17 protein-coding genes are annotated in these 22,406 nt (G+C 60.4%); 13 read left to right on the top strand and 4 right to left on the bottom strand.

Features of this window, described 5'->3' with window-relative positions:
- The first annotated feature begins 149 nt into the window (after positions 1-149).
- Both ACM6I6_RS15095 and ACM6I6_RS15090 read left to right on the top strand, forming a co-directional pair.
- On the top strand, positions 150-2,123 hold the full coding sequence (locus ACM6I6_RS15095) for an S-type pyocin domain-containing protein (RefSeq protein WP_414920136.1): 1,974 nt from the start codon (positions 150-152) through the stop codon (positions 2,121-2,123).
- Positions 2,120-2,377, top strand: a complete 258-nt coding sequence (locus tag ACM6I6_RS15090) for a bacteriocin immunity protein (protein ID WP_274076966.1) — start codon at positions 2,120-2,122, stop codon at positions 2,375-2,377. Before ACM6I6_RS15095 ends, ACM6I6_RS15090 begins: the two co-directional genes overlap by 4 nt.
- 60 nt (positions 2,378-2,437) lie before the next feature.
- Here the strand turns inward: ACM6I6_RS15090 and ACM6I6_RS15085 are convergent, their stop codons facing one another.
- Positions 2,438-3,418, bottom strand: coding sequence for a LysR family transcriptional regulator (locus tag ACM6I6_RS15085; protein WP_323605794.1), 981 nt, complete (start codon positions 3,416-3,418; stop codon positions 2,438-2,440).
- 73 nt (positions 3,419-3,491) lie between these two features.
- Complete coding sequence (locus tag ACM6I6_RS15080; protein ID WP_414920135.1) at positions 3,492-3,932, bottom strand: carboxymuconolactone decarboxylase family protein; 441 nt, start codon at positions 3,930-3,932, stop codon at positions 3,492-3,494.
- A 205-nt stretch (positions 3,933-4,137) separates the two neighbouring features.
- On the opposite strand from ACM6I6_RS15080, the gene ACM6I6_RS15075 reads away from it, so the two are divergent.
- The 4 genes from ACM6I6_RS15075 to ACM6I6_RS15060 all read left to right on the top strand — a co-directional run bounded on the left by ACM6I6_RS15075 (position 4,138) and on the right by ACM6I6_RS15060 (position 7,533).
- Positions 4,138-5,571 (top strand): PLP-dependent aminotransferase family protein, encoded by a 1,434-nt coding sequence (locus ACM6I6_RS15075; RefSeq protein ID WP_274076969.1) that lies wholly within the window; start codon positions 4,138-4,140, stop codon positions 5,569-5,571.
- Positions 5,572-5,695: 124 nt separating this feature from the next.
- A complete protein-coding gene (locus ACM6I6_RS15070; RefSeq protein WP_046818089.1) occupies positions 5,696-5,989 on the top strand; it encodes a putative quinol monooxygenase in 294 nt (97 codons plus the stop codon).
- A gap of 194 nt (positions 5,990-6,183) precedes the next feature.
- On the top strand, positions 6,184-6,594 hold the full coding sequence (locus tag ACM6I6_RS15065; protein ID WP_323605799.1) for a cupin domain-containing protein: 411 nt from the start codon (positions 6,184-6,186) through the stop codon (positions 6,592-6,594).
- A gap of 228 nt (positions 6,595-6,822) precedes the next feature.
- A complete protein-coding gene (locus ACM6I6_RS15060) occupies positions 6,823-7,533 on the top strand; it encodes an ATPase (protein ID WP_414920134.1) in 711 nt (236 codons plus the stop codon).
- Between the two features lie 161 nt (positions 7,534-7,694).
- Here ACM6I6_RS15060 and ACM6I6_RS15055 read toward each other — a convergent pair whose 3' ends face one another.
- Positions 7,695-12,584: an NAD-glutamate dehydrogenase gene (locus ACM6I6_RS15055; RefSeq protein ID WP_274076972.1), complete on the bottom strand. Its 4,890-nt coding sequence runs from the start codon at positions 12,582-12,584 to the stop codon at positions 7,695-7,697.
- A gap of 502 nt (positions 12,585-13,086) precedes the next feature.
- The gene (locus tag ACM6I6_RS15050) at positions 13,087-14,481 is read right to left on the bottom strand and encodes a hypothetical protein (RefSeq protein ID WP_414920133.1); all 1,395 of its coding nucleotides are present in this window, start codon (positions 14,479-14,481) and stop codon (positions 13,087-13,089) included.
- Positions 14,482-14,837: 356 nt separating this feature from the next.
- Here ACM6I6_RS15050 and ACM6I6_RS15045 point away from each other — a divergent pair, with 356 nt between their 5' ends.
- The 7 genes from ACM6I6_RS15045 to ACM6I6_RS15015 all read left to right on the top strand — a co-directional run bounded on the left by ACM6I6_RS15045 (position 14,838) and on the right by ACM6I6_RS15015 (position 22,344).
- Positions 14,838-15,191: a hypothetical protein gene (locus tag ACM6I6_RS15045; protein ID WP_414920132.1), complete on the top strand. Its 354-nt coding sequence runs from the start codon at positions 14,838-14,840 to the stop codon at positions 15,189-15,191.
- Between the two features lie 301 nt (positions 15,192-15,492).
- A complete protein-coding gene (locus ACM6I6_RS15040) occupies positions 15,493-16,452 on the top strand; it encodes an AAA family ATPase (protein ID WP_008150800.1) in 960 nt (319 codons plus the stop codon).
- A 5-nt stretch (positions 16,453-16,457) separates the two neighbouring features.
- A complete protein-coding gene (locus ACM6I6_RS15035) occupies positions 16,458-17,402 on the top strand; it encodes a DUF58 domain-containing protein (RefSeq protein WP_274076976.1) in 945 nt (314 codons plus the stop codon).
- Positions 17,399-17,893 carry a DUF4381 domain-containing protein gene (locus ACM6I6_RS15030; RefSeq protein ID WP_274076977.1) on the top strand — a complete coding sequence of 165 codons (495 nt, stop codon included), beginning with the start codon at positions 17,399-17,401 and terminating at the stop codon, positions 17,891-17,893. Before ACM6I6_RS15035 ends, ACM6I6_RS15030 begins: the two co-directional genes overlap by 4 nt.
- Complete coding sequence (locus tag ACM6I6_RS15025; RefSeq protein ID WP_274076978.1) at positions 17,886-18,965, top strand: vWA domain-containing protein; 1,080 nt, start codon at positions 17,886-17,888, stop codon at positions 18,963-18,965. The genes ACM6I6_RS15030 and ACM6I6_RS15025 overlap by 8 nt, the downstream gene beginning before the upstream one ends.
- A complete protein-coding gene (locus ACM6I6_RS15020) occupies positions 18,962-20,695 on the top strand; it encodes a tetratricopeptide repeat protein (RefSeq protein ID WP_274076979.1) in 1,734 nt (577 codons plus the stop codon). Before ACM6I6_RS15025 ends, ACM6I6_RS15020 begins: the two co-directional genes overlap by 4 nt.
- Complete coding sequence (locus ACM6I6_RS15015) at positions 20,692-22,344, top strand: BatD family protein (RefSeq protein ID WP_274076980.1); 1,653 nt, start codon at positions 20,692-20,694, stop codon at positions 22,342-22,344. Before ACM6I6_RS15020 ends, ACM6I6_RS15015 begins: the two co-directional genes overlap by 4 nt.
- The last annotated feature ends 62 nt before the right edge of the window (positions 22,345-22,406 follow it).

Here is a 22,406-nt window from a genome sequence, read left to right as displayed (position 1 = left end):
GCTTATTGCGAATCTCCTCAAGAGACCAGAGCTCGTTACAAATGTATTAATTTACTACTTGCACGAGTACCAGGCAGCTGGATACTGAACCGTGCACCCACGTTATATTTTGCTTTATTGTTTTGATACCCCCTAACCAAGGAAAGGTTATGTTCAAACAATTAGATATTGGCCCCATTGTCATTACTCCCGATACAGAACAGGATTATTCAATCGATGGGTTTGGCGGTGGATATGGACCTCCACCCGTACCTGGATGGACAGCAAGTGTCCATGGAGAAATTATAAGAAGAACTGACAAACTACTCTTTGAGGGAAGCCAGGCAGCAAAAAATGAATATGAGGCAAGCGCAAACTCAACGATCCAAAAAAGTGTGGCGGAGCTTTCCGCAATTGCCGCTGAGGCGGCCATCAAGGATTCAACACCCAGTGGAAAACTGGCATTACAAATAACAGCAATCAAGGCGCTTATTGCGCACAAGGCAAGAGATTACCAAGCCCAACTGGCTATCGCCCAATCGTACGACGGAGCGGATCCGACGACTGGATTCAGGATGCGCCCTGGAAATTGGCCACCCATCGAATACTACATATTCGCGCAGGACTGGATTGAATCCTACAAGGCGGCATTGAGCGCTCGCCTATTGAATTCGGAAGCGAAAATCCTCAATGACCGTCTAACCGATATCGTAGCCGAATTGATGGCCGTTGAAGAGGCAGAACGGGCACGTCTCATTGCTGAGGCCGAAGCTCAGCGCCTGGCGGCCGAAGCGGCGGAACAGGCTCGTCTCGTTGCTGAGGCCGAAGCACAGCGCCTGGCGGCCGAAGCAGCGGAACAGGCTCGACTCGCTGCTGAAGCAGAGGCGCAAAGACTCGCTGCCGAAGCTGCTGAACAGGCGCGAATTGCTGCACTGGCGGAAGCCAAGCGCATCGCTGAAGAACAAGCGCGGATTGCCGCTGAGGCAGAGGCTCAGCGGTTGGCAGCAGAACAGGCCCGTCAGCTAGAGGAGGCTATCCGTAGCGCCAATACGTTCCATGCATCTGGGCCACTTTCATCCACAGGCCCGGTTGTATTGACTTCGGCGGGAAACATAGCGGCCATAGAGACGGCACTTACCCTGCAGGCGGCCATCCGTTCCGCCATTGCTGCGTTGACCAGTTTTGTGGCCAGCACCGCTGCGGGTCTATTTGTTGGCGTTTCTGCATTGATCTATTCGCCCAAGCTGGCGAATGGGGAACTGCCCGGGCGTTACGCATTGAGTATTCCCCTCGCAGATCTGGCGCCTGATCAAGGGCAAGATCTGTCAGCAATTGCCGCCGCTGGTGGTAGCGTTGTTTTGCCCGTTCGTATCAGTTCGAAATCAACGGCGGAGGATCTGTCAGAAGTATTTGTCGCCTTGACCGATGGCGTGAGCGTTCCGGCAAACGTGCGGGTCGTGACTGCTACTTTTAACGCTGAGCAGATTGTCTACAGCGTCCAGACTACAGACACGCCACCGAGAACCTTGACGTGGACTCCCATCGTCAATCCAGGAAACAGCTCAACCACTTCGCCTGCTGAGTTGCCTGCTCCACCGGTCTACACTGGTGCATCGGTTACGCCTGTTGAGGGGAGGATTGACACCTTTCCAGCGGTTGCGGAAGCTGGCTTTGATGACTTCATCACCGTATTCCCGGCAGACTCGGGTCTACCACCGATTTATGTTGTGTTCAGGGATCCGCGGGAGGATGCAGGGGTTGCAACGGGTACTGGGCAAAACGTGTCGGGTGTGTGGTTAGAAACATCGTCGCAAGGTGAAGGAGTGCCAATTCCGACGCACATTGCCGATCAGTTGAGAGGTAGAGAATTCAGGAATTTCAGATCGTTTCGAGAACAGCTTTGGAAAACGGTGGCAAATGACCCGGAGCTAACGAAACAATTCCGGAGCAATAACATTTTCGAGATGAAGAGCGGTCGCGCACCGTTCGTTAAAAAAGGAGATAGAGTCGGAGGGCAAGTCAAATTTGAGCTTCATCATGTAACATACCTATCGAAAGAAGGAAAGGTTTTCGACGTCGATAACATTCGCATAGTCACTCCGAAGCTACACGGCCAGATACATAATGAGAAGAAATCAATATGAGCATTAGAAAATTTGAAGAGCACACAGAAGCAGAGTTTCTGCTGTTTGTTAAAATGATCTGTGAATCGACCTACAAAACGGAAAAAGAACAAGTGGCCGCGGTTTTGGAGTTCGAAGCTATCGCAGAGCATCCAGATGGGTCTGACTTGATTTACTACGCCGCATCCGATGAAGAATCCACCCCGGAAGCTATTGTGGCTAAAGTAAAAGAATGGCGAGCCGCCAATGGCAAACCTGGCTTCAAAACGTCCTAGTCAAAACCTGCCAAGCCCAGTCCCCAGGAAAAATCCCGGCGACTGGGTTATTCGCCTTGTCTAACCTTCGAACCACTCCCGCCGCTCTTCGAAGGTATTCTGGATCAACTCGACAATCGTCTGCACCTGCACCTCACCCAGGGACTCGGCATTCACCGCCATCCACACCTGGCGCTGCATCGGCTGGCCGAACAACCCCGGCAAACCGATCAAGCCACGATCAAAGTGGCTCATGTAGCCGGGCAACAGGCCGATGCAGGCGCTGCAACGGACCATCTCCAGCATCAATTCGTAGGAATGCGACTGCACGACCCCGGCCAGGCGCTGGTCGACCAGGTCGTTCCATGGCCGAAAACTGTCGATCTGCCGATCATGCTGCCATTGCACCAGCATGAAGTCGGCGAGGTCATCGAGGCCTTCCGGCCGCGCGGCGACCCGGGAATAACGCTTGGCGATGTGCGGCACGTAGTCGAGTCGCGCCAGGCATCGCGGTTCGCTGACGGCGAAACTCGGTCCCGGCATCGGCGAATCGGGCCCCGCCAGCCACACCACGACATCGGCACTGACAGCCTGCAGGGACAATTCGCTGTCGAGGCTGATGATGTCCAGACGCGCACTGGCATTGCGTCGCAGCAACGCCACCAGGTCGCGGCCGAGGATGTCGTGCAGGATGGTCTCGGCGACGGCCAGGCGCACCCGGGGTTGTTCGATCACCGGCAAGTCGCGTTCGTGCGCCAGCGCGGTCAGCTGCCTGTGCAGTTGCAGGCCGTCACGGCTGAGCACCAGGCCGTTCTCCGAAGCGCTGAACAGCGAACACTGCAACTGCCTTTCAAGCTGCGTCAATTGCTGGCGCAACCGGGTCGCCTTGATGTTGAGGCGGCGAGCCGCCTGCATGAAGCAGCCGCAGCGGGCGGTGACGCTGAAGCACTGCGCCAGCAGCGGATCGATCTGCGCCGCACGGGTGCGCCAGGACGTGGATTTATCGAAGGCTGCGCGATATTGCGCTACAGGCAGCGAACTGCGGGTTTCCATGAATGACATCGATGACTCCCTGTCGGTCTTTCACCGGGAGCTCCATCTTGCACATCGTGCATGAAAGACGTGTGACAGGCGCTCAGGCGCTGGGTGTCTGGCGAAAACTCACGGCCAGTCGATTCCAGCTGTTGATGGTGGTGACGGCAATGGTCAAATCGACCAGTTCAGCTTCGCTGAATTGCGCCCGGGCCTGCTCGTAGACTTCATCCGGCACATGGTCCTGGGACAGCAGCGTCACCGCCTCGGTCCAGGCCAGGGCCGCGCGCTCGCGCGGATTGAAGAAGTTGCTGTCGCGCCAGACCACAATCGAATACAGGCGGCGATCGGTCTCGCCCAGGCGCCGGGCGTCCACCGAGTGCATGTCGGTGCAGAACGCACAGCCGTTGAGCTGCGAGGCACGGATCTTGACCAGGTGCAGCAGCGCCATCTCGATGCTCAGGCTACTGGTCAGGGCTTCCATGGCGATCATCGCTTTCATCGCCTTGGGCGAGGCGCTGTAGTAATCCAGGCGGGGTTTCATGGCGCGATCTCAGGTAGCGACGATGTGCCCCCAAGGTAGTCGTTGATAACGCGGCGTTACAGATCCAATTGGGCGAATTTTCCGTGGACCACCGGGCTGCAGACCAATTGGCGGTTTTTCCTGCACGCAACTTATGTATAAACACAAGTTGCGGTTAATCTGGCGCGATGCACACGCGCCTCAACAGCCCAGGAGCCTTGCCGGTATGGAACTACACGTCGTCATTAACGGCCGCAAGGACCTGGCGGGCCAGTTGTACAAGCAACTGCGCAGCGCTATCGAATCAGGCCGCCTGGCAGCCGGTTCGCAACTGCCGCCAAGCCGGCTGCTGGCCGAGCAACTGGGCATTTCACGCAAGACCATTTCCGATACCTATGCCCAGCTGACCTATGAAAACTTCCTCACCGGGGTGATCGGCAAAGGCACCTACGTCAACGCCCGGGCCACGAAAGTCGAGCGCAAGCAGAGCCCTGACGAGCTCGCCGGCTTTGAGGTGATCGAGTCCTGGCGCAAACTTCCGGTATTTCTGCGCCACCCGACGCTGGAAGGCTCGCTGCGTTACGACTTCATTGGCGGCGCCACCAGCAAGGGCCAGTTCCCCCAGGACGACTGGCGCCGCTGCACGTCCCATGCGTTGCGCCAGATTGCCGGGTCCAAGGGTTTCTACAGCCTGCCTGAAGGCCTGCCGGCCCTGCGTAATGCCATCGCGCAACACATCGCCTTTTCTCGCGGGGTCAATTGCCGGGATGAGGACGTGGTGGTGTGCAACGGAGCGCAACAGGCCCTGGACCTGATTTCCCGGGTGCTGACCCGCCCTGGCAGCATCGTGGCCATGGAAGACCCCGGTTATCCACCGGCGCGCCTGTTGTTCGGCACCCACGGCGCCACTGTGATGGGCGTACCGGTGGACGCCGAAGGCATTGTGGTGGAGCAAATCCCCCGCGGAACGCGGCTGATCTACGTCACCCCGTCCCACCAGTTTCCCTTGGGCATGCCCATGAGCCAGGAGCGGCGAATCGCCTTGCTGGCCAAGGCCCATGAACTGGGCGCGATCATCATCGAGGACGACTACGACAGCGAATTCCGCTACGAAGGCCGCCCCACGGACTCGCTGCAAAGCATGGATGAACGCGGGATCGTCGCCTATGTCGGGACCTTCTCGAAAACCCTGCTGCCGGAGCTGCGCCTGGGGTACGCGATCCTGCCGCCGGCGATTCTCGAGGCGGTGGTGCGCGCCAAACAGCTCACCGACCTGCACACCTCCACCCTGCCCCAATGGGCACTGGCCAAATTCATCGCCGAAGGCTGCCTGCTCAAGCACATTCGTCGCTGCCACACGATCTACGCGGGCCGGCGTGAGCGTATCCTGGCGCGCATGGCCGGTGATCTCTCGCCCTGGCTCGAGGCGGTGCCGACCACGGCGGGTTTTCACATGGTGGTGCTGTGCAAGGTGCCAGTGGATGTGGCACTGGTGATCGAGCTGGCGAAAAAAGTTGAAGTCGGGCTCTATGCCATCGACAGCTTTTTCTATCAGCAAGCGCCCCAGGCCGGGTTTTTCCTCGGTTTCGGCGCTATCGAGACCCTGGACATCGACATCGCCCTGGATCGTTTTCGGGACATTTTGCAGCAGGTTGCCTGACGGATTGGTCTGCGGCTTTATTAAGCGATTGGCTATTGGTGGTCCGGAGGTGCAGGCCTATCCTGCATAGGCGTTATCCCTCAATGAGCAGGATTCGTCCGGCCTGATTCAGGAGTGTGTGCCAATGTCCTACAACGTGATCAATACCGTAAAGGTGCAGGCCGTCGCCGGCCGCTCGGATGAACTGGGTCAGCAATTGCAAAAAATTGTCGATACCCTGCGCGAACTACCGGGCTGTGAATCCTATATGGTCGACCGCTGCCCTGAGGACAGTAACCGTTGGACCGTCAGCGCCCACTGGCAATCGGAAACGGCCATGCAATCGCATTTCAACAGTCCCCAGGTGCAAGGCTTCATCGACCTGATCGATTGCCAGTTGGCCAACGCCGTCGACTTCAACAGCTTTCCGATCAGATAAACACGGTTAAGATCGCAGTCCCTGGTCGCGCTTGCAGAGTATGGGTACCTCTGCAAACGTGGTCGGGGACTGCGATCTTTTTCGTTCAATCGCCGCACATTGGTCCCCTGTCCTTCCCGAAAATTGGCTGTTTGTTTGTTCCCACCGACGCCATAGATTGTTCCCTGACGACTAACCACTGCAGGTGATCAACCATGAACGTTTTGCGCTTCTCTCTCGCTGCCCTTGCCTTGACCGTTTGCACCTCGGCGTTTGCCCATGAGGCCGGTGATCCTTCAGAAAAGGTCACGGTGTTGCAGGACCAGATGCTGAAAAACGCCCCAGGCAAAAAGGCTTTGATGATCGAGGTCGACTATAAGCCAGGCCAAGCGTCGATCGCCCACAAACATGACGGCACGGCCATGGCCTATGTGCTTTCGGGGTCGATCACTTCTCAGGTGAAGGGCGAAAAAGAGATCACGTACAAGGCCGGTGAGTATTGGTACGAACCCGCTGGCTCGGAACATCTGGTCTCGAAAAACGCCAGCGCAACCCAACCTGCAAAACTGTTGGTGTTCATGGTGTTGTCGCCGGACGAAAAAGTCCTGGTCCCCTTGAAAGACTGATCGCTGAACGAACAGCCATAAATAAAAAGGCTTTAATCTGCGATTGGGGTCTTTTTATTTCCCAGGGCACTTAACCGCACTTCTTTAAACCAAATAAAACTATTGATCACCGGATAATAGCGGATATTGGCTATTTCATTCAGTGACTCCCGGTTTAGTCTGAAGTCACTGCCGGCCATGCCCGGCAACTTAACTTTCCGACTGATGTTGTTTCAGTGGAGAAACACCATGAAACTTGCACTTGTCAGTACGTTGACAATAACGGCCCTGTTAACCGGCTGCTCGATTCCCACGGCACCTACCGCGGTCTCTTCGCTGGACGGCATCTTCACCGCCCCCGTAGGTCGCAGTAGCGCCTCCAGCATTCCCAACGGCCATGACGTTTCCCTGGGCGTGGTCTACAGCCGCAATACCCAGGCCAATCGCGTCTACCTGCAGGAATACCAGGCCAATGCCGGCACCGGCTTTGGCCAGAGCCTGCTGGTTCAACCGATTCACGATGCCTATGTCGCCACGTCCAAGCCCGACCTGGCGGTGGACTGGGTCAAGGCCTCGCTGCAACGGCAGTTCGGTTCGGTCACGGTGTACCCGGACATGCAGAGCCTCAAGGCGGCGAAACCGGACGTGGTTGCAATCGTCGACAGCCGCAGCCAGTTGATCACCTCGCGCAGTTCGGACGTCGAGGCCAATGTCAGTGCCGACTTCTATGATCGCAACTTCAACTATATCGGCACTGCAAGAGGCCATGACGCCGTAGCACTGAGCCCGGTGTGGGCCGACTATAAACGCAGTGAAGAGATCGTTGCCGATATTAATGAACAGCAGAATGTGCAAGTAAGGGCACTGCAGAAGTTTGACCAGTCGCTCAGTAATTTATTGACCAGGCCGACAGATAAAGTGTCGATGGTTGATAATAAACAAGGTCATAAGTTGTATTGAAAGATAGGGCCTCTTCGCGGGCAAGCCCGCTCCTACAGGTTAGCCGCGTACCACTGTAGGAGCGGGCTTGCCCGCGAAGGGGCCAGAATTGACGCTATAAAAACCTGGGCGAAAAAAAGCCCCGCATCTCTCAATGCGGGGCTTTTTCAATCAACGCCTGATCAGGCCGCCGGCTCAAGCACTTCGCTGGCTGGTGCGGGGGTAGTCACCACCGCTTGCCCGCTCAGCGCCAGGTCCAGCAGTTCACGGTTGGCTACTGCGTACATGGCGTAGTCCGTGCCGCTGGCGGCACGAATTTCCACCAGCATCGCGCGCCAGCGTTCGATCATGCTGCCGTGCTGTGCCATCCACAGCGACAGGCGTGTTTCCACGTCCTGGGTGCCGTCGCCCTGTTGCAGGACCGAGATGGTGATCGCACGTTGCTGCCAGTCGACGTCATCGCGAAACGCTTCACGGGCCAGGGCCTGCCAATTGTTTTCAACCGGCAAGGCACTGATCTGTTGCAGGTACCAAGTGATGTCCAGCGCGCTGCCCACGGCGAAGTAGGCCTTGGCCACGTCCGCAGGGTTCTGGCCGGTCACGTCGGAGGCCTCGATGATCGGCAGCAGGGTGTACAGGTGCGAAGTACCCGCCACCATGCGCGCCAGCAACTCCGGTACACCGGCTTCGACGTATGCCTGGTAGCGCGACTGCCAGTTCTCGCGGATCTCGCCACTGAGCAGTTCGTCGAGCTTGAGGCCCAACTCCTTCAGGTGCGGACCGAAGTGCGCGACGTCACGGGCAGCGTTCTGCTCGTTGCGACGGGCACGCAGGAACCAGCGCGTGGCGCGACGGCCCAGGCGCATCAGCTCGTCCATCAGCTCCAGTTGCACGTCGGCGGACACCTGGTAGTCCAGGTTTTCAATCTGACGGAACCAGTGCGGGAGATGGAAAATGTCACGCACGATCACGTAGGCACCGGCCACGTTCGCCGGGCTCATGCCGGTCGACTCTTTGAGTCGCTGAACGAAGGTGATGCCCATGTGGTTCACCAGATCGTTGGCGATCTGGGTGCTGACGATTTCGCGCTTCAGACGGTGACGACGCATCGCTGCGGAGAACTTGCTCACCAGGGTTGGCGGGAAAGCGGTTTCCATGTCGCGGGTCAGGTAGTCGTCATCCGGCACCAGGGAGCCCAGCAGCTGCTCCTTGAGGTCGATCTTGCTGTAGGAGATCAGCACCGACAACTCGGCACGGGTCAGGCCATGGCCTTCAGCGATGCGCTCGTTGATCGCTTCTTCGTTCGGCAGGAACTCGATGGCGCGATCCAGCTTGCCGCGACCTTCCAGATCGTTCATCAGGCGCTTGTACTCGGCAATCCGCGGCAAGGCGCGACGGGCCGCCAGGGACAGGGCCTGGGTCTGCTTGTAGTTGTTGCCCAAGACCAGGCCACCGACTTCGTCGGTCATGCTCGCCAGCAACTGGTTACGCTGCTTGTCGGTCATGTCGCCGGCCTGAACCACTTCGTTCAGCAGGATCTTGATGTTTACTTCGTGGTCGGAGCAGTCCACGCCACCGGCGTTGTCGATGAAGTCGGTGTTGGAACCGCCGCCATTGAGACCGAACTCGACACGCCCCAGTTGGGTCATGCCCAGGTTACCGCCCTCGCCCACCACTTTGCAGCGCAGTTCGTTGCCGTTCACGCGCAGCGCATCGTTGGCCTTGTCGCCGACATCGGCGTGGCTTTCGCTGCTGGCCTTGACGTAGGTACCGATACCGCCGTTCCACAACAGGTCCACCGGTGCCTTGAGCAAGGCATTGAGCAGTTCGGTCGGGGTCAGCTTGTCGGCCTGGATGTCAAAGCGTTCCTGCATCTGCGGGGAAATCGCGATGCTCTTGGCGCTACGGGAGAAGATGCCGCCGCCTTCGGACATGATGCTGGTGTCGTAATCCGACCAGGCCGAACGCGGCAGGTCGAACAGTCGCTGACGCTCGGCGAAGCTGGTCGCCGGATTCGGGTTCGGGTCGATGAAGATGTGCAGGTGGTTGAATGCCGCGACCAGTTGCAGTTTGTCGGACATCAGCAAGCCGTTACCGAACACGTCACCGGCCATGTCGCCGACGCCCACCACAGTGATGCTGTCTTCCTGGACATTGATGCCGCGCTCGCGGAAGTGGCGTTGTACGCCGACCCACGCGCCCTTGGCGGTGATGCCCATTTTCTTGTGGTCGTAACCGGCCGAACCACCGGAGGCGAACGCGTCACCCAGCCAGAAGCCGTAGTCGATGGCGATGCCGTTGGCGATGTCGGAGAAGGTCGCGGTGCCCTTGTCCGCGGCGACGACCAGGTACGGGTCATCGTTGTCATGGCGCACGACGTTGGTCGGCGGCACCAGGGCGCCGTCCTTCAGGTTGTCGGTAATGTCCAACAGGCCCGAAATGAAGATGCGGTAGCAGGCGATGCCCTCGGCCGCGATCTCGTCACGGCTGCCGCCCAGTGGCAGGCGACGCGGCAGGAAGCCGCCCTTCGCACCCACCGGCACGATCACCGAGTTCTTCACTTGCTGGGCTTTTACCAGGCCCAGGACTTCGGTACGGAAGTCTTCTTCACGGTCGGACCAGCGCAGGCCGCCACGGGCGACGTTGCCGAAGCGCAGGTGCACGCCTTCGACGCGTGGCGAGTAGACGAAGATCTCGAACTTCGGCACCGGTTTTGGCAGTTCAGGGATCAAGTGCGGGTTGAACTTGAAGCTGAAGTACGACTTGTTATGGCCGTTGGCGTCGGTCTGGTAGAAGTTGGTGCGCAGGGTGGCCTTGATCAGGTCCAGGTAGCGACGCAGGATGCGGTCTTCGTTGAGCACCTGGACGTCGTCCAGCGCGGTCAGGATCGCATGTTCCAGACGCTGCTCGAGATCGTCGCTGCTCAGCTTGCGCGCCAGGTAGAAACGGGTCTTGAACAACCGGGTCAATTCGCGAGCGATGTCGGTGTGGTTGTTCAGGGTGCTGGCGATGTAGCCCAGGTCGAAGCCCAGGCGGATCTGCTTGAGGTAACGGGCGTAGGCACGCAGCAGCGCCACGTCACGCCAAGGCAGGCCGGCGGTCAGGACCAGGCGGTTGAACGCATCGTTCTCGGCATCGCCGCGCACGATATGGACGAACGCGTCCTGCAGGGTGTCGTTGAGTTGCTGGATATCCAGGTCCAGGCCTTCGGCTGCGGTGAAGGCGAAGTCGTGGATCCAGAACTCGCGGCCATTGGTGTGACGCAGGCGGTACGGGAATTCACCCAGCACGCGCAGGCCGAGGTTTTCCAGGATCGGCAGGACGTCGGACAGCGCCAACGGGGTGTCGGCGTGGTACAGCTTGCAATGCAGCTCACGCTGGCCGACCTGGCCCAGCGGCTGGTAGAAGCTCATCACCAGCGGGTTCTTGTCGTTGAGGCTCAGCAGGTGCTGCATGTCGACCACAGCCGAATGCGCTGCGAAACGCTCGCGGTAGCCGGCCGGGAAGCCTTTCGGGAAGTCGGCCAGCACGTTGGTGCCCTGGGCCTCGCCGAAGCTTTCGACGGTCAGCGCCGAGTAATCGTCCTGCCAGCTGCGGCAGGCCTGGATCACTTCGTTTTCCAGCTGCTGCGGGTCGATGTCGATGCGGTTTTTCGGGTCGACGCGCAGGATCAGCTGCACACGGGCCAGCACGGACTCGGAGAAGAAGGTCCAGAACTCGCAATCCGAGGCTTTCAGGCGATCCATCAGCACTTGCTGGATCTTCTGCCGTACTTCGGTGGAGTAGATATCACGCGGCACGTAGGCCAGGCAGTAGCAGAAACGACCGTACGGGTCCTTGCGCAGGAACACGCGGATCTTGTTGCGCTCCTGGATCTGCACGATTGACATCACGGTGCTGAACAGCTCGTCCACCGGCGTCTGGAACAGGTCGTCGCGCGGCAGCACTTCGAGCACCTGGGCCAGTTCCTTGCCCAGGTGAGCCTTGGCCTGGAAGCCGGAACGGCGTTCGATTTCCGCGACCTTGCGGCGGATGTACGGGATGACCCGCACGCTCTCGCCATACACCGAGGAGGTGTACAGGCCCATGAAACGGCATTCCTTGATGACCTTGCCGTTGGCGTCGATTTCACGGATCGACACGTAGTCCGGGTAAGCCGGACGGTGTACACGGCTTGGGTGCGCTGCCTTGGCGAACGACAGCAGGGTCGGTTCGCGCAGGTAGTTGACGGCGTAGTCTTCGATGCGCAGGTCATCGTAGCTCAGGCCGGCGCGCAGCAGTTTGGTCAGGCCGAGGAAGGAGTCCTTGTCATAGACGATGTGACCGCCATCGGCTTCATCGCTGACCACGAACTCTTCGTAGCCGAGGAAGGTGAAGTGGTTGCCCACCAGCCATTCCAGGAAACTCTTGATTTCGCTCTTTTCGTCGGCATCGACGGCGAACTGGCTGTTGTCCAGGTTGGTGAGGATTTCCTGGACCTTGGCTTTCATCGGCTCGAAATCGCCCACCGCCACGCGCACTTCAGCGAGCACTTGCTCCAGCTCTTTGGCCAGCACGTTCAGTTCGGCGTTATTGGCGCAACGGTCGATTTCCAGGTACATCAACGACTCTTGCAGCACGTCGTCGCCCTGGGTGCCTTTTGGCAGGATTTCCAGCAACTCGCCCTTGCTGCCACGACGCACGCTCAGCACGGTGGTCTGCAGGGTGTGGATGCTGTAGCCGCGACGGTTCAGCTCGGTGCGCACCGAGTCCACCAGGAATGGCAGGTCGTGGTGCAGCACTTCGACCGCAGTGTGGGTCGACTGCCAGCCGTGGCGTTCGTAATCGGGGTTGTAGACGCGCACTTGCGGTTGCGCGTGATCGAAGCGCTCAAGCAGGCGCCACGCAGAAAGAGTACAGCCAGCGAGGTCAGACAACCGACGTTGGGTCAGTTCATCCAGGGAAATGATGCCGAAGAATTGTTCAGCGAACAGCGCCACTTGTGGCAGTGCCTGTTCACTGATGTGCTGCGCCAGTGCCGCTTGCAGTTGGTGCTGGAAGTCGGCTTTGCTGGCTGCGGTGAAGAACGCCATCTGTGGTACTCCGCTTGGGCTTGTTATTGATGAAAGCGTCGCGCGTAACACCCCTGTTCGGGGCTATGTTTCAAAGCTATCCGTCACCCTGCTCCTGATTCTCGGGCAGAGGAAACAGGGCGACAGGAGGGTGAAGCTAAACGAGACACTCGGGTCACATTCACCTTCCGTGAATGGGCATCTGCAAAAGCGACTGGGCCGGGTGCAGCGCAATGCCTTTACGGGTGCTCATCCGTTGCGCAGCTTAACGAGTGCGGCAAGGCCCATGCTTGCGGTGCTGCGACATATTCGGTCAACGGTACGCTGCTCTGCAGGCGCGCATTGAACAACACTAGCAGCCGAAGGCGATTTCGGGGCTGATTGCACAGTTTTTGCGGGACAACCGTACCAGAACGGCAGGTCGGGACGCGCCCTCCCCGCCCCAACCAGAAATTGACAACATCCATGATCGCCGAACCGACCATGGACGCTAATGCTGCTCATTGAAGGAACCTCGACCGATTCAGTCGATCAAGTCATCGAACGCCTGAAATCGGCTCACTGTCGCGCAGTCGTAACAGAGCATTTGAATCGTCTTCTTGTCCATGCTGGCATCGACGTTGGTTGAATCACATTCACGACAGAACAGCTGCAGATGCCCGGCCTGGTCCGCCGTGCAGCCATTGCCAGAGAAAAACCGTGGCACCAGTTCGTCACGCCAGTAGAGGCCCGGGGACTTGGAGAAACCTGCTCCGCTGTCCTTGAGTACCACGTCATACAGGATTCGGTGCAAGGCCGACTGCGGCACTCGCGAATCGCGATAGGCGGTTTTGCGCCAGTTTCGCGCCTTTGCATCCTGCGCCGTGCCCAACATGTTGCCCGGGATGGTGTTGCAAGCGTGGTTACGGCCCTTGGAATTGCCGGTGGCGTAGAAATGCGCGGCATTCTTCACCGCCAACCGCGCAAAGTAGTAGATGTGGCTCACCGAAAAGTCCTGCAGAAGCTGGCCGACAACGGTTTCGGCGCGCCCCTGGGCACTGAATACAAAACTCACTTCACTGGCCAGGATCTGGATGTACTGAAGCGACTCGTCCCGGGCCAGGCTCAACATCAAGGCGTACAATTCGCTTTTCCAGGCGGGCTGAACACTGCCTGACAGCTCTTGATACAAAGCTCCGTACAGTGCGTCGCGAGTGCCGCGCATGCCGGGTTCCAATGCGACATTGGGTAGCCAGCGCACGGAGCAGAAGTCTTTGATCTGGTAGCCGGACGCCCGATCGAAGGCCTTGATGTCGCCATCCAGGTCGACGTCCAGCGCTCCGGTCTCGTGCAGGTTCCTCACCAGCGCTTCACTGGCCTCATCAGTGGGTGCCAGAGGTTCGCTCCTGACCCCGGTGGCGAGCGAGGCAATGCGCTCGCCACCGTCGACCTGGCCGTCGTCGAGCAAGGCGAGCAGTGCCAGTTTCTGGACGAAGCCCAGCGATGCATAAGGCACCGACGGACGCGGCGTGGCGTAGCGTTTCTGCAGCTCGAGACGATCACGCTGCGCCTGGGCGGCGATTTCCTGCTGGCGCAGCTTGTAGCACTCATTGCAGGTACAGCGCTTGATTCGCCCTTGGTGGCCAGGCTCATGGTGATAGTGCTCGCAACGCACGCACTTGAAAGGGTTACGAAGTGAGACAGGGGTACCCTTGGCGTGCCGGCGCACCCACATGGGCAGGTCGCAGTAGGGGCACGTCAGGTCCTTGCTGATGATCGGCGGCAATATCTTCAACAGACTGCGGACTTCAGGCGCAATGTTGAACTCGATTTTCAGGTCGGCACTTTTTTCACCGTCCAGATAGCGCTGGTACAGTTGCTCGATTTGTTCCTCGGACAGGTGCTTGATCTCATCTGCCCGTTCGAAATACTGACTCATCGAAAGAGGTCCTTTTTACATGATTGACTGCGCAATCCTTTGCGTCTGGGCGATCACGCTAAGGGATTGAAATGCGCAAAGACAAGTAAAAAACCTGCTTCCTGGCGTTATTTTCAGGGCTCGCAAACCTCCTGCAACAGGATCGGAAATTTCCTATGGCAAGTTAGGAAAAGTCCGTGAGAAGTACCCTTCATCATTCACAGGGTCTAGTTGTATCGGCTTTTCGATACATCAGAGTGATAATGGAAATCGGTGTTTTCCCGCCACCTCAGCAACCTGAGGCAGCAGAAATATCCGTGGACTGGCAGAATTGCATTTTTTTACGTTCATCACGCTCGCCGAGCCAGGAATTCCCCATGCAAATGACCACCGCCCTCTTGATCGTCAACCCTTGCGATGAAGAAGAAGACGACATGGCGATGCTGTGCTGCCATAGCGAAAAGGGTGAGATGTTTCTCATAAGTCGGTATCCGGATGAGGATGAGCTTGAGATCACCCTCGATGGCGAGCCTTCGACCCTGGATGGCGTGAAGGTTACCCTCAGCCCTACCCTGCTGAAGATCGAGATCGCCGCGGCGGATGCCGATGCGTTGAATGGGGATGATGTGCTGGAGATCACTTTTGACCCGGACATGGTGGATCTGGCGGAGGTTCAGGAAACCCTGAAGAATATCCTTGACGGTACCGGGACCTTTATCAGTCAGATTTGATGTGGCTGAACCGGCCCTATCGCTGGCAAGCCAGCTCCTACAGTGACCGCTGTGTTGCACTGATAGCATCCACACCGCCAATAACTGTAGGACTGCGGCGCGACGATTCGACTTGCCAGCGATGAGGCCCTGACAGTCACCTCAGGACTGTCGCCCTGCAAAAACCAGCAAATCCCCAACCATTTCCCGCATTTTGCACAAAATGCCGTTAGTCGCCGCCCCCCGCGATGGATTAAAGTAACGCCCCCAGCCCTGGCGTTATACGAACGTCTTCGGTCACCCTCTCCAGGAACAGTCATCGATGGAACATCGTGAAGCGCTGCTAGCGCTGCGAACCTTTCTTTCAACGCAGATTCTCGGCCAGGAAAAACTCATCGAGCGCTTGCTCATCGCCCTGCTTGCCGACGGCCACATGCTGGTTGAAGGGGCCCCTGGCCTGGCCAAGACCAAGGCCATCAAGGAACTGGCAGAAGGCATCGAAGCGCAGTTCCATCGCATCCAGTTCACCCCCGACCTGTTGCCTGCCGACATCACCGGTACCGAGATCTATCGCCCGGAAACCGGCAGCTTCGTGTTCCAGCAGGGCCCGATCTTCCACAACCTGGTGCTGGCGGACGAAATCAACCGTGCCCCGGCCAAGGTTCAATCGGCATTGCTCGAAGCCATGGGTGAGCGCCAGGTCAGTGTCGGACGCAGCACCTATGAGCTTTCGCCGTTGTTCCTGGTGATGGCCACGCAAAACCCGATCGAGCAGGAAGGCACCTACCCGCTGCCCGAAGCGCAGCTGGACCGTTTCCTGATGCACGTGAAAATCGGTTTTCCAGACGCGGCTGTTGAACGCCGCATCCTGCAACAAGCCCGTGGCGAAGCCTTGAACGGCGAAACAAAGCCCGAACGCCGGGTTAGCCAGCAGGCGATCTTCGCCGCACGCAAGGAGATTCTCGGCCTGTATATGGCTGACGCCGTGGAGGAATACCTGGTGCAACTGGTCATGGCCACGCGCACCCCGGCCAAGTTCGATCCGGAAATGGCCGAATGGATCGCCTACGGCGCCAGCCCCCGCGGTTCGATTGCCCTGGATCGCTGCGCCCGGGCGCACGCCTGGCTGGCCGGGCGCGACTTCGTCAGCCCCGAAGACATCCAGGCGGTACTGTTCGATGTATTGCGCCACCGCATCATTCTTTCCTTCGAAGCCGAAGCCGCCGGTATCGACCAGGACCGGGTGGTCCAGCGGATTCTCGACGTCGTAGCCGTCGCTTGACCCCGATGAACGCCATCCTGCCGCCCGAACCGGGCATCCGTGTCAGCCTCGCCGAGTTGATCGAGATGCGTCATCGCGTGCGCGAAGTGCAGCTGTTTTCCACACCGAGCCAGCGCAGCCCGCTGATCGGCCTGCACCACTCCAAGCTGCGGGGCCGTGGCGTGGATTTCGATCAGGTGCGGGTTTATCAAGCCGGCGACGACGTGCGCAGCATCGACTGGCGCGTCACCGCCCGGACCCAGGAACCCCACACCAAGCTGTTTCACGAAGAACGCGAGCGGCCGATCTTCATCATGGTCGAGCAGAGTCGTCGGTTGTTCTTCGGCTCGGGGCTGATGTTCAAGTCGGTGCTCGCCGCCCAGGCCGCGAGCCTGATCGGCTGGGCCGCGCTGGGGCATAACGACCGGGTCGGAGGCCTGGTGTTCGGCGACAATGAGCATTACGAAATCAAGCCAAGGCGCAGCAAACAGAGCCTGCTGCAGTTGCTCAACCGCCTGGTGCGGGTCAACCAGTCGCTGCACACCGAAAGCGAGCCCGATCGCGATGCGTTCGGCATTGCCTTGCGCCGCGCGCGGGAGGTGTTGCGGCCCGGCAGCCTGGCGATCGTGATCTGCGACGAGCGCGCCTTGTCCGAAAGCGCCGAACAACAGCTGAGCCTGTTGTCGCGCCATTGCGACCTGTTGCTGCTGCCATTGTCCGATCCGCTGGATCATGCCCTGCCTGCCGCCGGACTGTTGCGCTTCGCCGAGCGTGGCGCACAACTGGAACTCGACACGCTCAACTTCGACCTGCGCCAGACCTACCGTGCCCAGGCCGAAGCGCGCATCGCCCGCTGGGAGCTGCTGGCCCAGAAGCTTCGAGTGTTGTTGATGCCGCTGAGCACGCAAAGTGAAATGGTCGAGCAACTGCGCGAGTACCTCAACCCACAGCAGCCGGGGAAAGGTCGATGAGCAGTCTCGAGCAGTTGCAGCCACTGATTTCTCCGCCCCCCGTGGAGTTCTGGCCGCCGGCACCGGGCTGGTGGTTGCTGCTGCTGTTGCTGCCGGCCATCGGCTTTGGCCTGTGGAAGCTGCGGCACCTGTTGACTCGCCAGCAACCGGTAGCCCCCGTCGAACAACCGCTGGACCCGGTGCGCGTGGCCGCACTGGCGGAACTGGCGCGCATGCCCAAACCTTACGACGGCGCGCCCGCCGGTGCCTGGCTGCAGCAACTCAATGGCCTGCTCAAGCGTCTGTGCCGCAACCATTACCCCTACAGCCAGAGCCATACCCTCAATGGCCGCAAATGGCTGGCTTTTCTCGACAACCGCTGCCCCGCTGCCGGCCTGACCCGCTGGATGGTGCTGGTCGAAGGCGCCTACAAGCCCGAATGCAAGCTGGACGACAAGGCCATCGCCGGCCTGACCCAGGCGGTCGACACCTGGATTCGCAAACATGTTTGAGTTCGCCTGGCCGTGGATGTTCGCCCTGCTGCCGCTGCCCTGGTTGATGCGTGTGCTGTTGCCGGTGGCCGACAGTGGCGAACCGGCACTCAAGGTCAGTTTTCTCGCTGACCTCGAAGGCCTGGCCAAACGCCGCGCCCGGGCCAACTTGCCCGCCTGGCGTCAGCAGGCGCCGTTTTTGCTGCTCTGGTTGCTGCTGCTGAGCGCCGCCGCGCGCCCGCAATGGCTCGGCGAGCCGTTGCCGATTGCAGCCAGCGGGCGCGACCTGCTGGTGGCGGTGGACGTGTCCGGTTCGATGGACTTTCCCGATATGCAGTGGCAGGACGATGACGTCAGCCGCCTCACCCTGGTCCAGCATTTGCTCGGCGATTTCCTCGAAAGTCGCGACGGCGACCGGGTCGGGCTGATCCTGTTCGGCAGCCGGGCGTACGTGCAGGCACCCCTGACGTTTGACCGGCATACCGTGCGCGTCTGGCTCGACGAAGCGCGTATCGGCATCGCCGGCAAGAACACCGCCATCGGTGACGCCATCGGCCTGGCCCTCAAGCGCCTGCGACAACGCCCGGCGCAAAGCCGCGTGTTGATTCTGGTCACCGATGGCGCCAACAACGGCGGCGAAATCGATCCGCTGACCGCTGCGCGCCTGGCGGCCAAGGAAGGGGTGAAAATCTACCCGATCGGTATCGGCGCCGACCCGGAAGAAAGCGGCACCCCCGGTTTCCTGGGGATCAATCCGAGCCTGGATCTTGACGAACCCACCTTGAAGGCGATCGCCGACGCCACCGGCGGCCAGTACTTCCGCGCTCGCGATGGCCAGGAACTGCAAGCGATCAAGGGCACCCTCGACAAACTGGAGCCCGTGACCCAGCAACCGACCCAGGCCCGTCCGGCCCAGGCGTTGTACCACTGGCCGCTGGCGCTGGCGTTGTGGCTGAGCATGCTGCTGGTGGTGCGCGAGCTGTGGCCGGACAACCCGCTGCAACGATTTTTCACCAAGGACCTGTTCTTGCAATCGCCATTGCCTGACTGGCGCCAGCGCCTCAAACGCCTGCGCCTGCGGAGGCGCCGATGAGCGCACTCTGGCCGTACTTTTTCCGCCCCTGGTGGCTGCTGTCGCTGCCGCTGCTTGGCTGGTTGCTCTGGAAACTGTGGCATCGGCAGAAGCGCGCGGGGCGCTGGCAGATGATCCTGCCGCCGGCGTTCCATGCGGCGTTGCTCAGTGGCGGCAGCGGACGCGAAAGCAAACTGCCGTGGATCGCCCTGGGCCTGGCCTGGTCGATCGCTGTCGTCGCATTGATCGGACCGAGCTTTTCCCGCGTCGAGCAGATCAGCCAGAAACCCGCTGACCCGCTGGTGGTAATCCTTGAGCTGACCCCGCAAATGCTCGCCACCGACGTTCAGCCAAACCGCCTGGAACAGGCCCGGCGCAAACTCTTCGACCTGCTGCAAAGCCGCAACGACGCGCAGACTGCAATCGTCGTCTACGCCGGCAGCGCCCACACCCTGGTGCCGCTGTCGGACGACCTGTCCACCAGCCGCAACCTGCTCGATGCGCTCAAGCCGTCGTTGATGCCCGAAGCCGGCCAGCGTGCCGATCTGGCGGTGGTCAAGGCCCTGGCCTTGCTGGAACAGGCCGCACTGGGCGACGGTCGGATCCTGTTGATCGGCACTTCCCTGAGCGAACCGGAGCGCCTGGGCATCAGCCGCGCCTTGAGCGGCAAGTCGACGCAATTGCTCATGCTTGGCATCGGCACCGCCGACGGCGCCCCGATCACCCAGGAGGATGGCAGTTTCCTCAAGGACGAACAGGGAGCGATCCTGGTGTCGCGCCTGGATGAGCCCGGCCTGAAGGCCTTCATCAACGAGCTGGACGGACACTACCGCCACGCGCGCCTGAGCGATGGCGATCTGCGCGCCCTCGGCCTGCTCGACGGGCCGCGCAACCTGCGCAACGACGGCCAGACCCTGCGCCTCGACACCTGGGCCGACCAGGGCTACTGGCTGCTGTTGCCGCTGCTGTTGCTGGCCGCCTGCGCCGGTCGTCGCGGCTGGTTGTTCTGCCTGCCGCTATTTTTCATGCTGCCGCAACCGGGCTATGCCTTCGACTTCCAGGACCTGTGGCTGCGCCCCGACCAGCAGGGCCAGCACTTGCTCAAGCAGAAACGCCCGGCCGAGGCGGCCCGGCACTTCGAAGATCACCAGTGGCAAGGCGTGGCTCTCTACGAAGCCGGCGACTACACGGGCGCCGCCCAGCGGTTCGCCGAGGGCAACGACGCCCACGCCCACTACAATCGTGGCAACGCCCTGGCCAAAAGCGGCGAGCTGGAGGCGGCCGTGGATGCTTATGAACAGGCCCTCGAACGCCAACCGGATCTGCGCCCGGCCCTGACCAACAAGGCCCTGGTGGAAAGCCTGCTCAAGCAGCAAGCCACCGCGCCCGCCCCTGACAAAGCCGCCAATGAGGAGGCCGCCGATTCGGCGCAGGAAACACCACCCAGTAGCGTTGCGCAGCCGTCGACAACGGGTGAGCCGCAAACCGCTGGCGAACCGACCCAAGCCGCCACCGAGCCGTCCGCCACAACACCGCCGCGCCCCGGCGCCAACGAGGTCCCGGGCAGCGAACTGGGAGATGAACAGCACACCATTGCCCCCATGCCCCCGACCAGCGACAGTCTCGATGCCGAGCAGCAGCAGGCGCTGGAGCAATGGCTCAGGCAGATCCCGGACGACCCGGGTGAATTGCTCAGACGCAAGTTCTGGTACGAACAGCAACAACATCAGGATCAGGGAAAAACTCGATGACCCGCTTCACCGCCTTCATGCTCGCCCCGCTGCCCGCCTTGTTGCTCTGTGTCGTGCAGGCCCAGGCAGCCGAGCTGGTCGCCAGTGTCGACCGGGCTCGCCTGAATTCCGGCGAGACCATCGAACTGACCCTGGAATCCAACGACGTGACCCAGTTCGGCAAGCCGGACCTGACGCCACTGGAGCCCCTGTTCGAAGTGCGTGGCACCCGCCAGGTCAACCAGTTGAACACCCTCAATGGCGACAACCAGGCCACCACCCGCTGGATCGTCACCCTGCTGCCCTTGCACAACGGCACCCTGGTGATCCCCCCGCTCGCGCTGGGCGACGTGCAGAGCCAGCCGATCACCGTGCAAGTGGTCGAGAGCGACACCCAGGCGAGCCCGAACAAGCAGGCAGCGGTGTTCATCGACGCCAGCCTCGATCAGACCACCGTGTACGTGCAGGCCCAGGCGATCCTGACCTTGCGCATCTACCATTCGGTGTCCCTGTACGACGACAGCAGCCTGCCGCCCTTGCAAATTCCCGACGCGCGCATCGAACAGCTCGGCGAGTCACGCACCTACGAGAAAGACATCAACGGCATTCGCCATGGCGTGATCGAGATGCGCTACGCGATCTACCCGCAACACAGCGGTGAACTGATCATCCCGGCGCAGATATTCAATGCCGCACTGGTGGAGGCGCAGCCCGTGCAGGACGCCAGCGCCCAGGCGCCGAAATCCGGCAAGTTGATGCGCGTCAGCTCCGGCGAGATCCTGCTGACGGTCAAGGCCAAACCCATCACCTATCCCGCCGACCTGCCCTGGCTACCGGCTCGCAGCCTGACCCTGAGCGAAAGCTGGAATCCAGAGCCGGAACACGTCCAGGTCGGCGATTCGCTCACCCGCAGCCTGACGGTCAAGGCCGAAGGCCTGGCCAGTTCGCAACTGCCGCCCCTGCCCGGCACCGAGGTCAGTGGCCTGCGACGCTATCCCGATCAACCGGTGCTGGGTAACCAGAATACCGAACGAGGCCTGGTGGGTAGTCGCGAAGATCGCGAGGCGCTGGTGCCTTCGCGCAGCGGCGCCATCGACTTGCCGTCGGTCGAGGTGGTCTGGTGGAACACCTTCGAAGACCATCTGGAGCACAGCAGCCTGCCCGCCCGGACCCTGCAGGTGGCGGCCAATCCGAGCCTGCTGGTCGATACTCCGGCCGGCGCCACACCAATGGACAGCAGTGCCAGCAACGAAACCCTCTGGCGCTGGAAACTCAGCACCCTGATCCTCGCCTGCACCACCCTGCTGGGGTTCGGCCTCTGGTGGCGGGCACGCTGGCAACCAGCAATCCTGCGGGCGGCACAAACCGGCCCGAGCCCACGCACGGTGCTCGACGACCTCAAGCGTGCCTGCCAGGCCAACGATTCCCACGCCACCCGCCAGGCGCTCGACGCCTGGGCCCGCCAACAACCGGAAACCCTGGCCGACATGGCCGCCCGCTTCGTCCCGCTGTCCGACGCCCTCGACGGTTTGAACGGCGCTCTGTACAGCGAAACCGGCCAGCATTGGCAAGGGGAAGATTTGTGGCGGGCGATCCGGACGATTCCGATTGCCGAACGGGTTCAGGATCCGGTTGGGGACAGTGGGTTGCCGCCGCTTTATCCGAAATAAAATCAAAAGATCGCAGCCTGCGGCAGCCCCTCCAAGGGCTGCCGCAGGCTGCGATCATCAAG

It is taken from the genome of Pseudomonas sp. IT-P218 (assembly GCF_949767605.1).
GTDB lineage: Bacteria > Pseudomonadota > Gammaproteobacteria > Pseudomonadales > Pseudomonadaceae > Aquipseudomonas > Aquipseudomonas putida_AE.
This window is presented reverse-complemented; position numbering and strand designations above follow the sequence as displayed.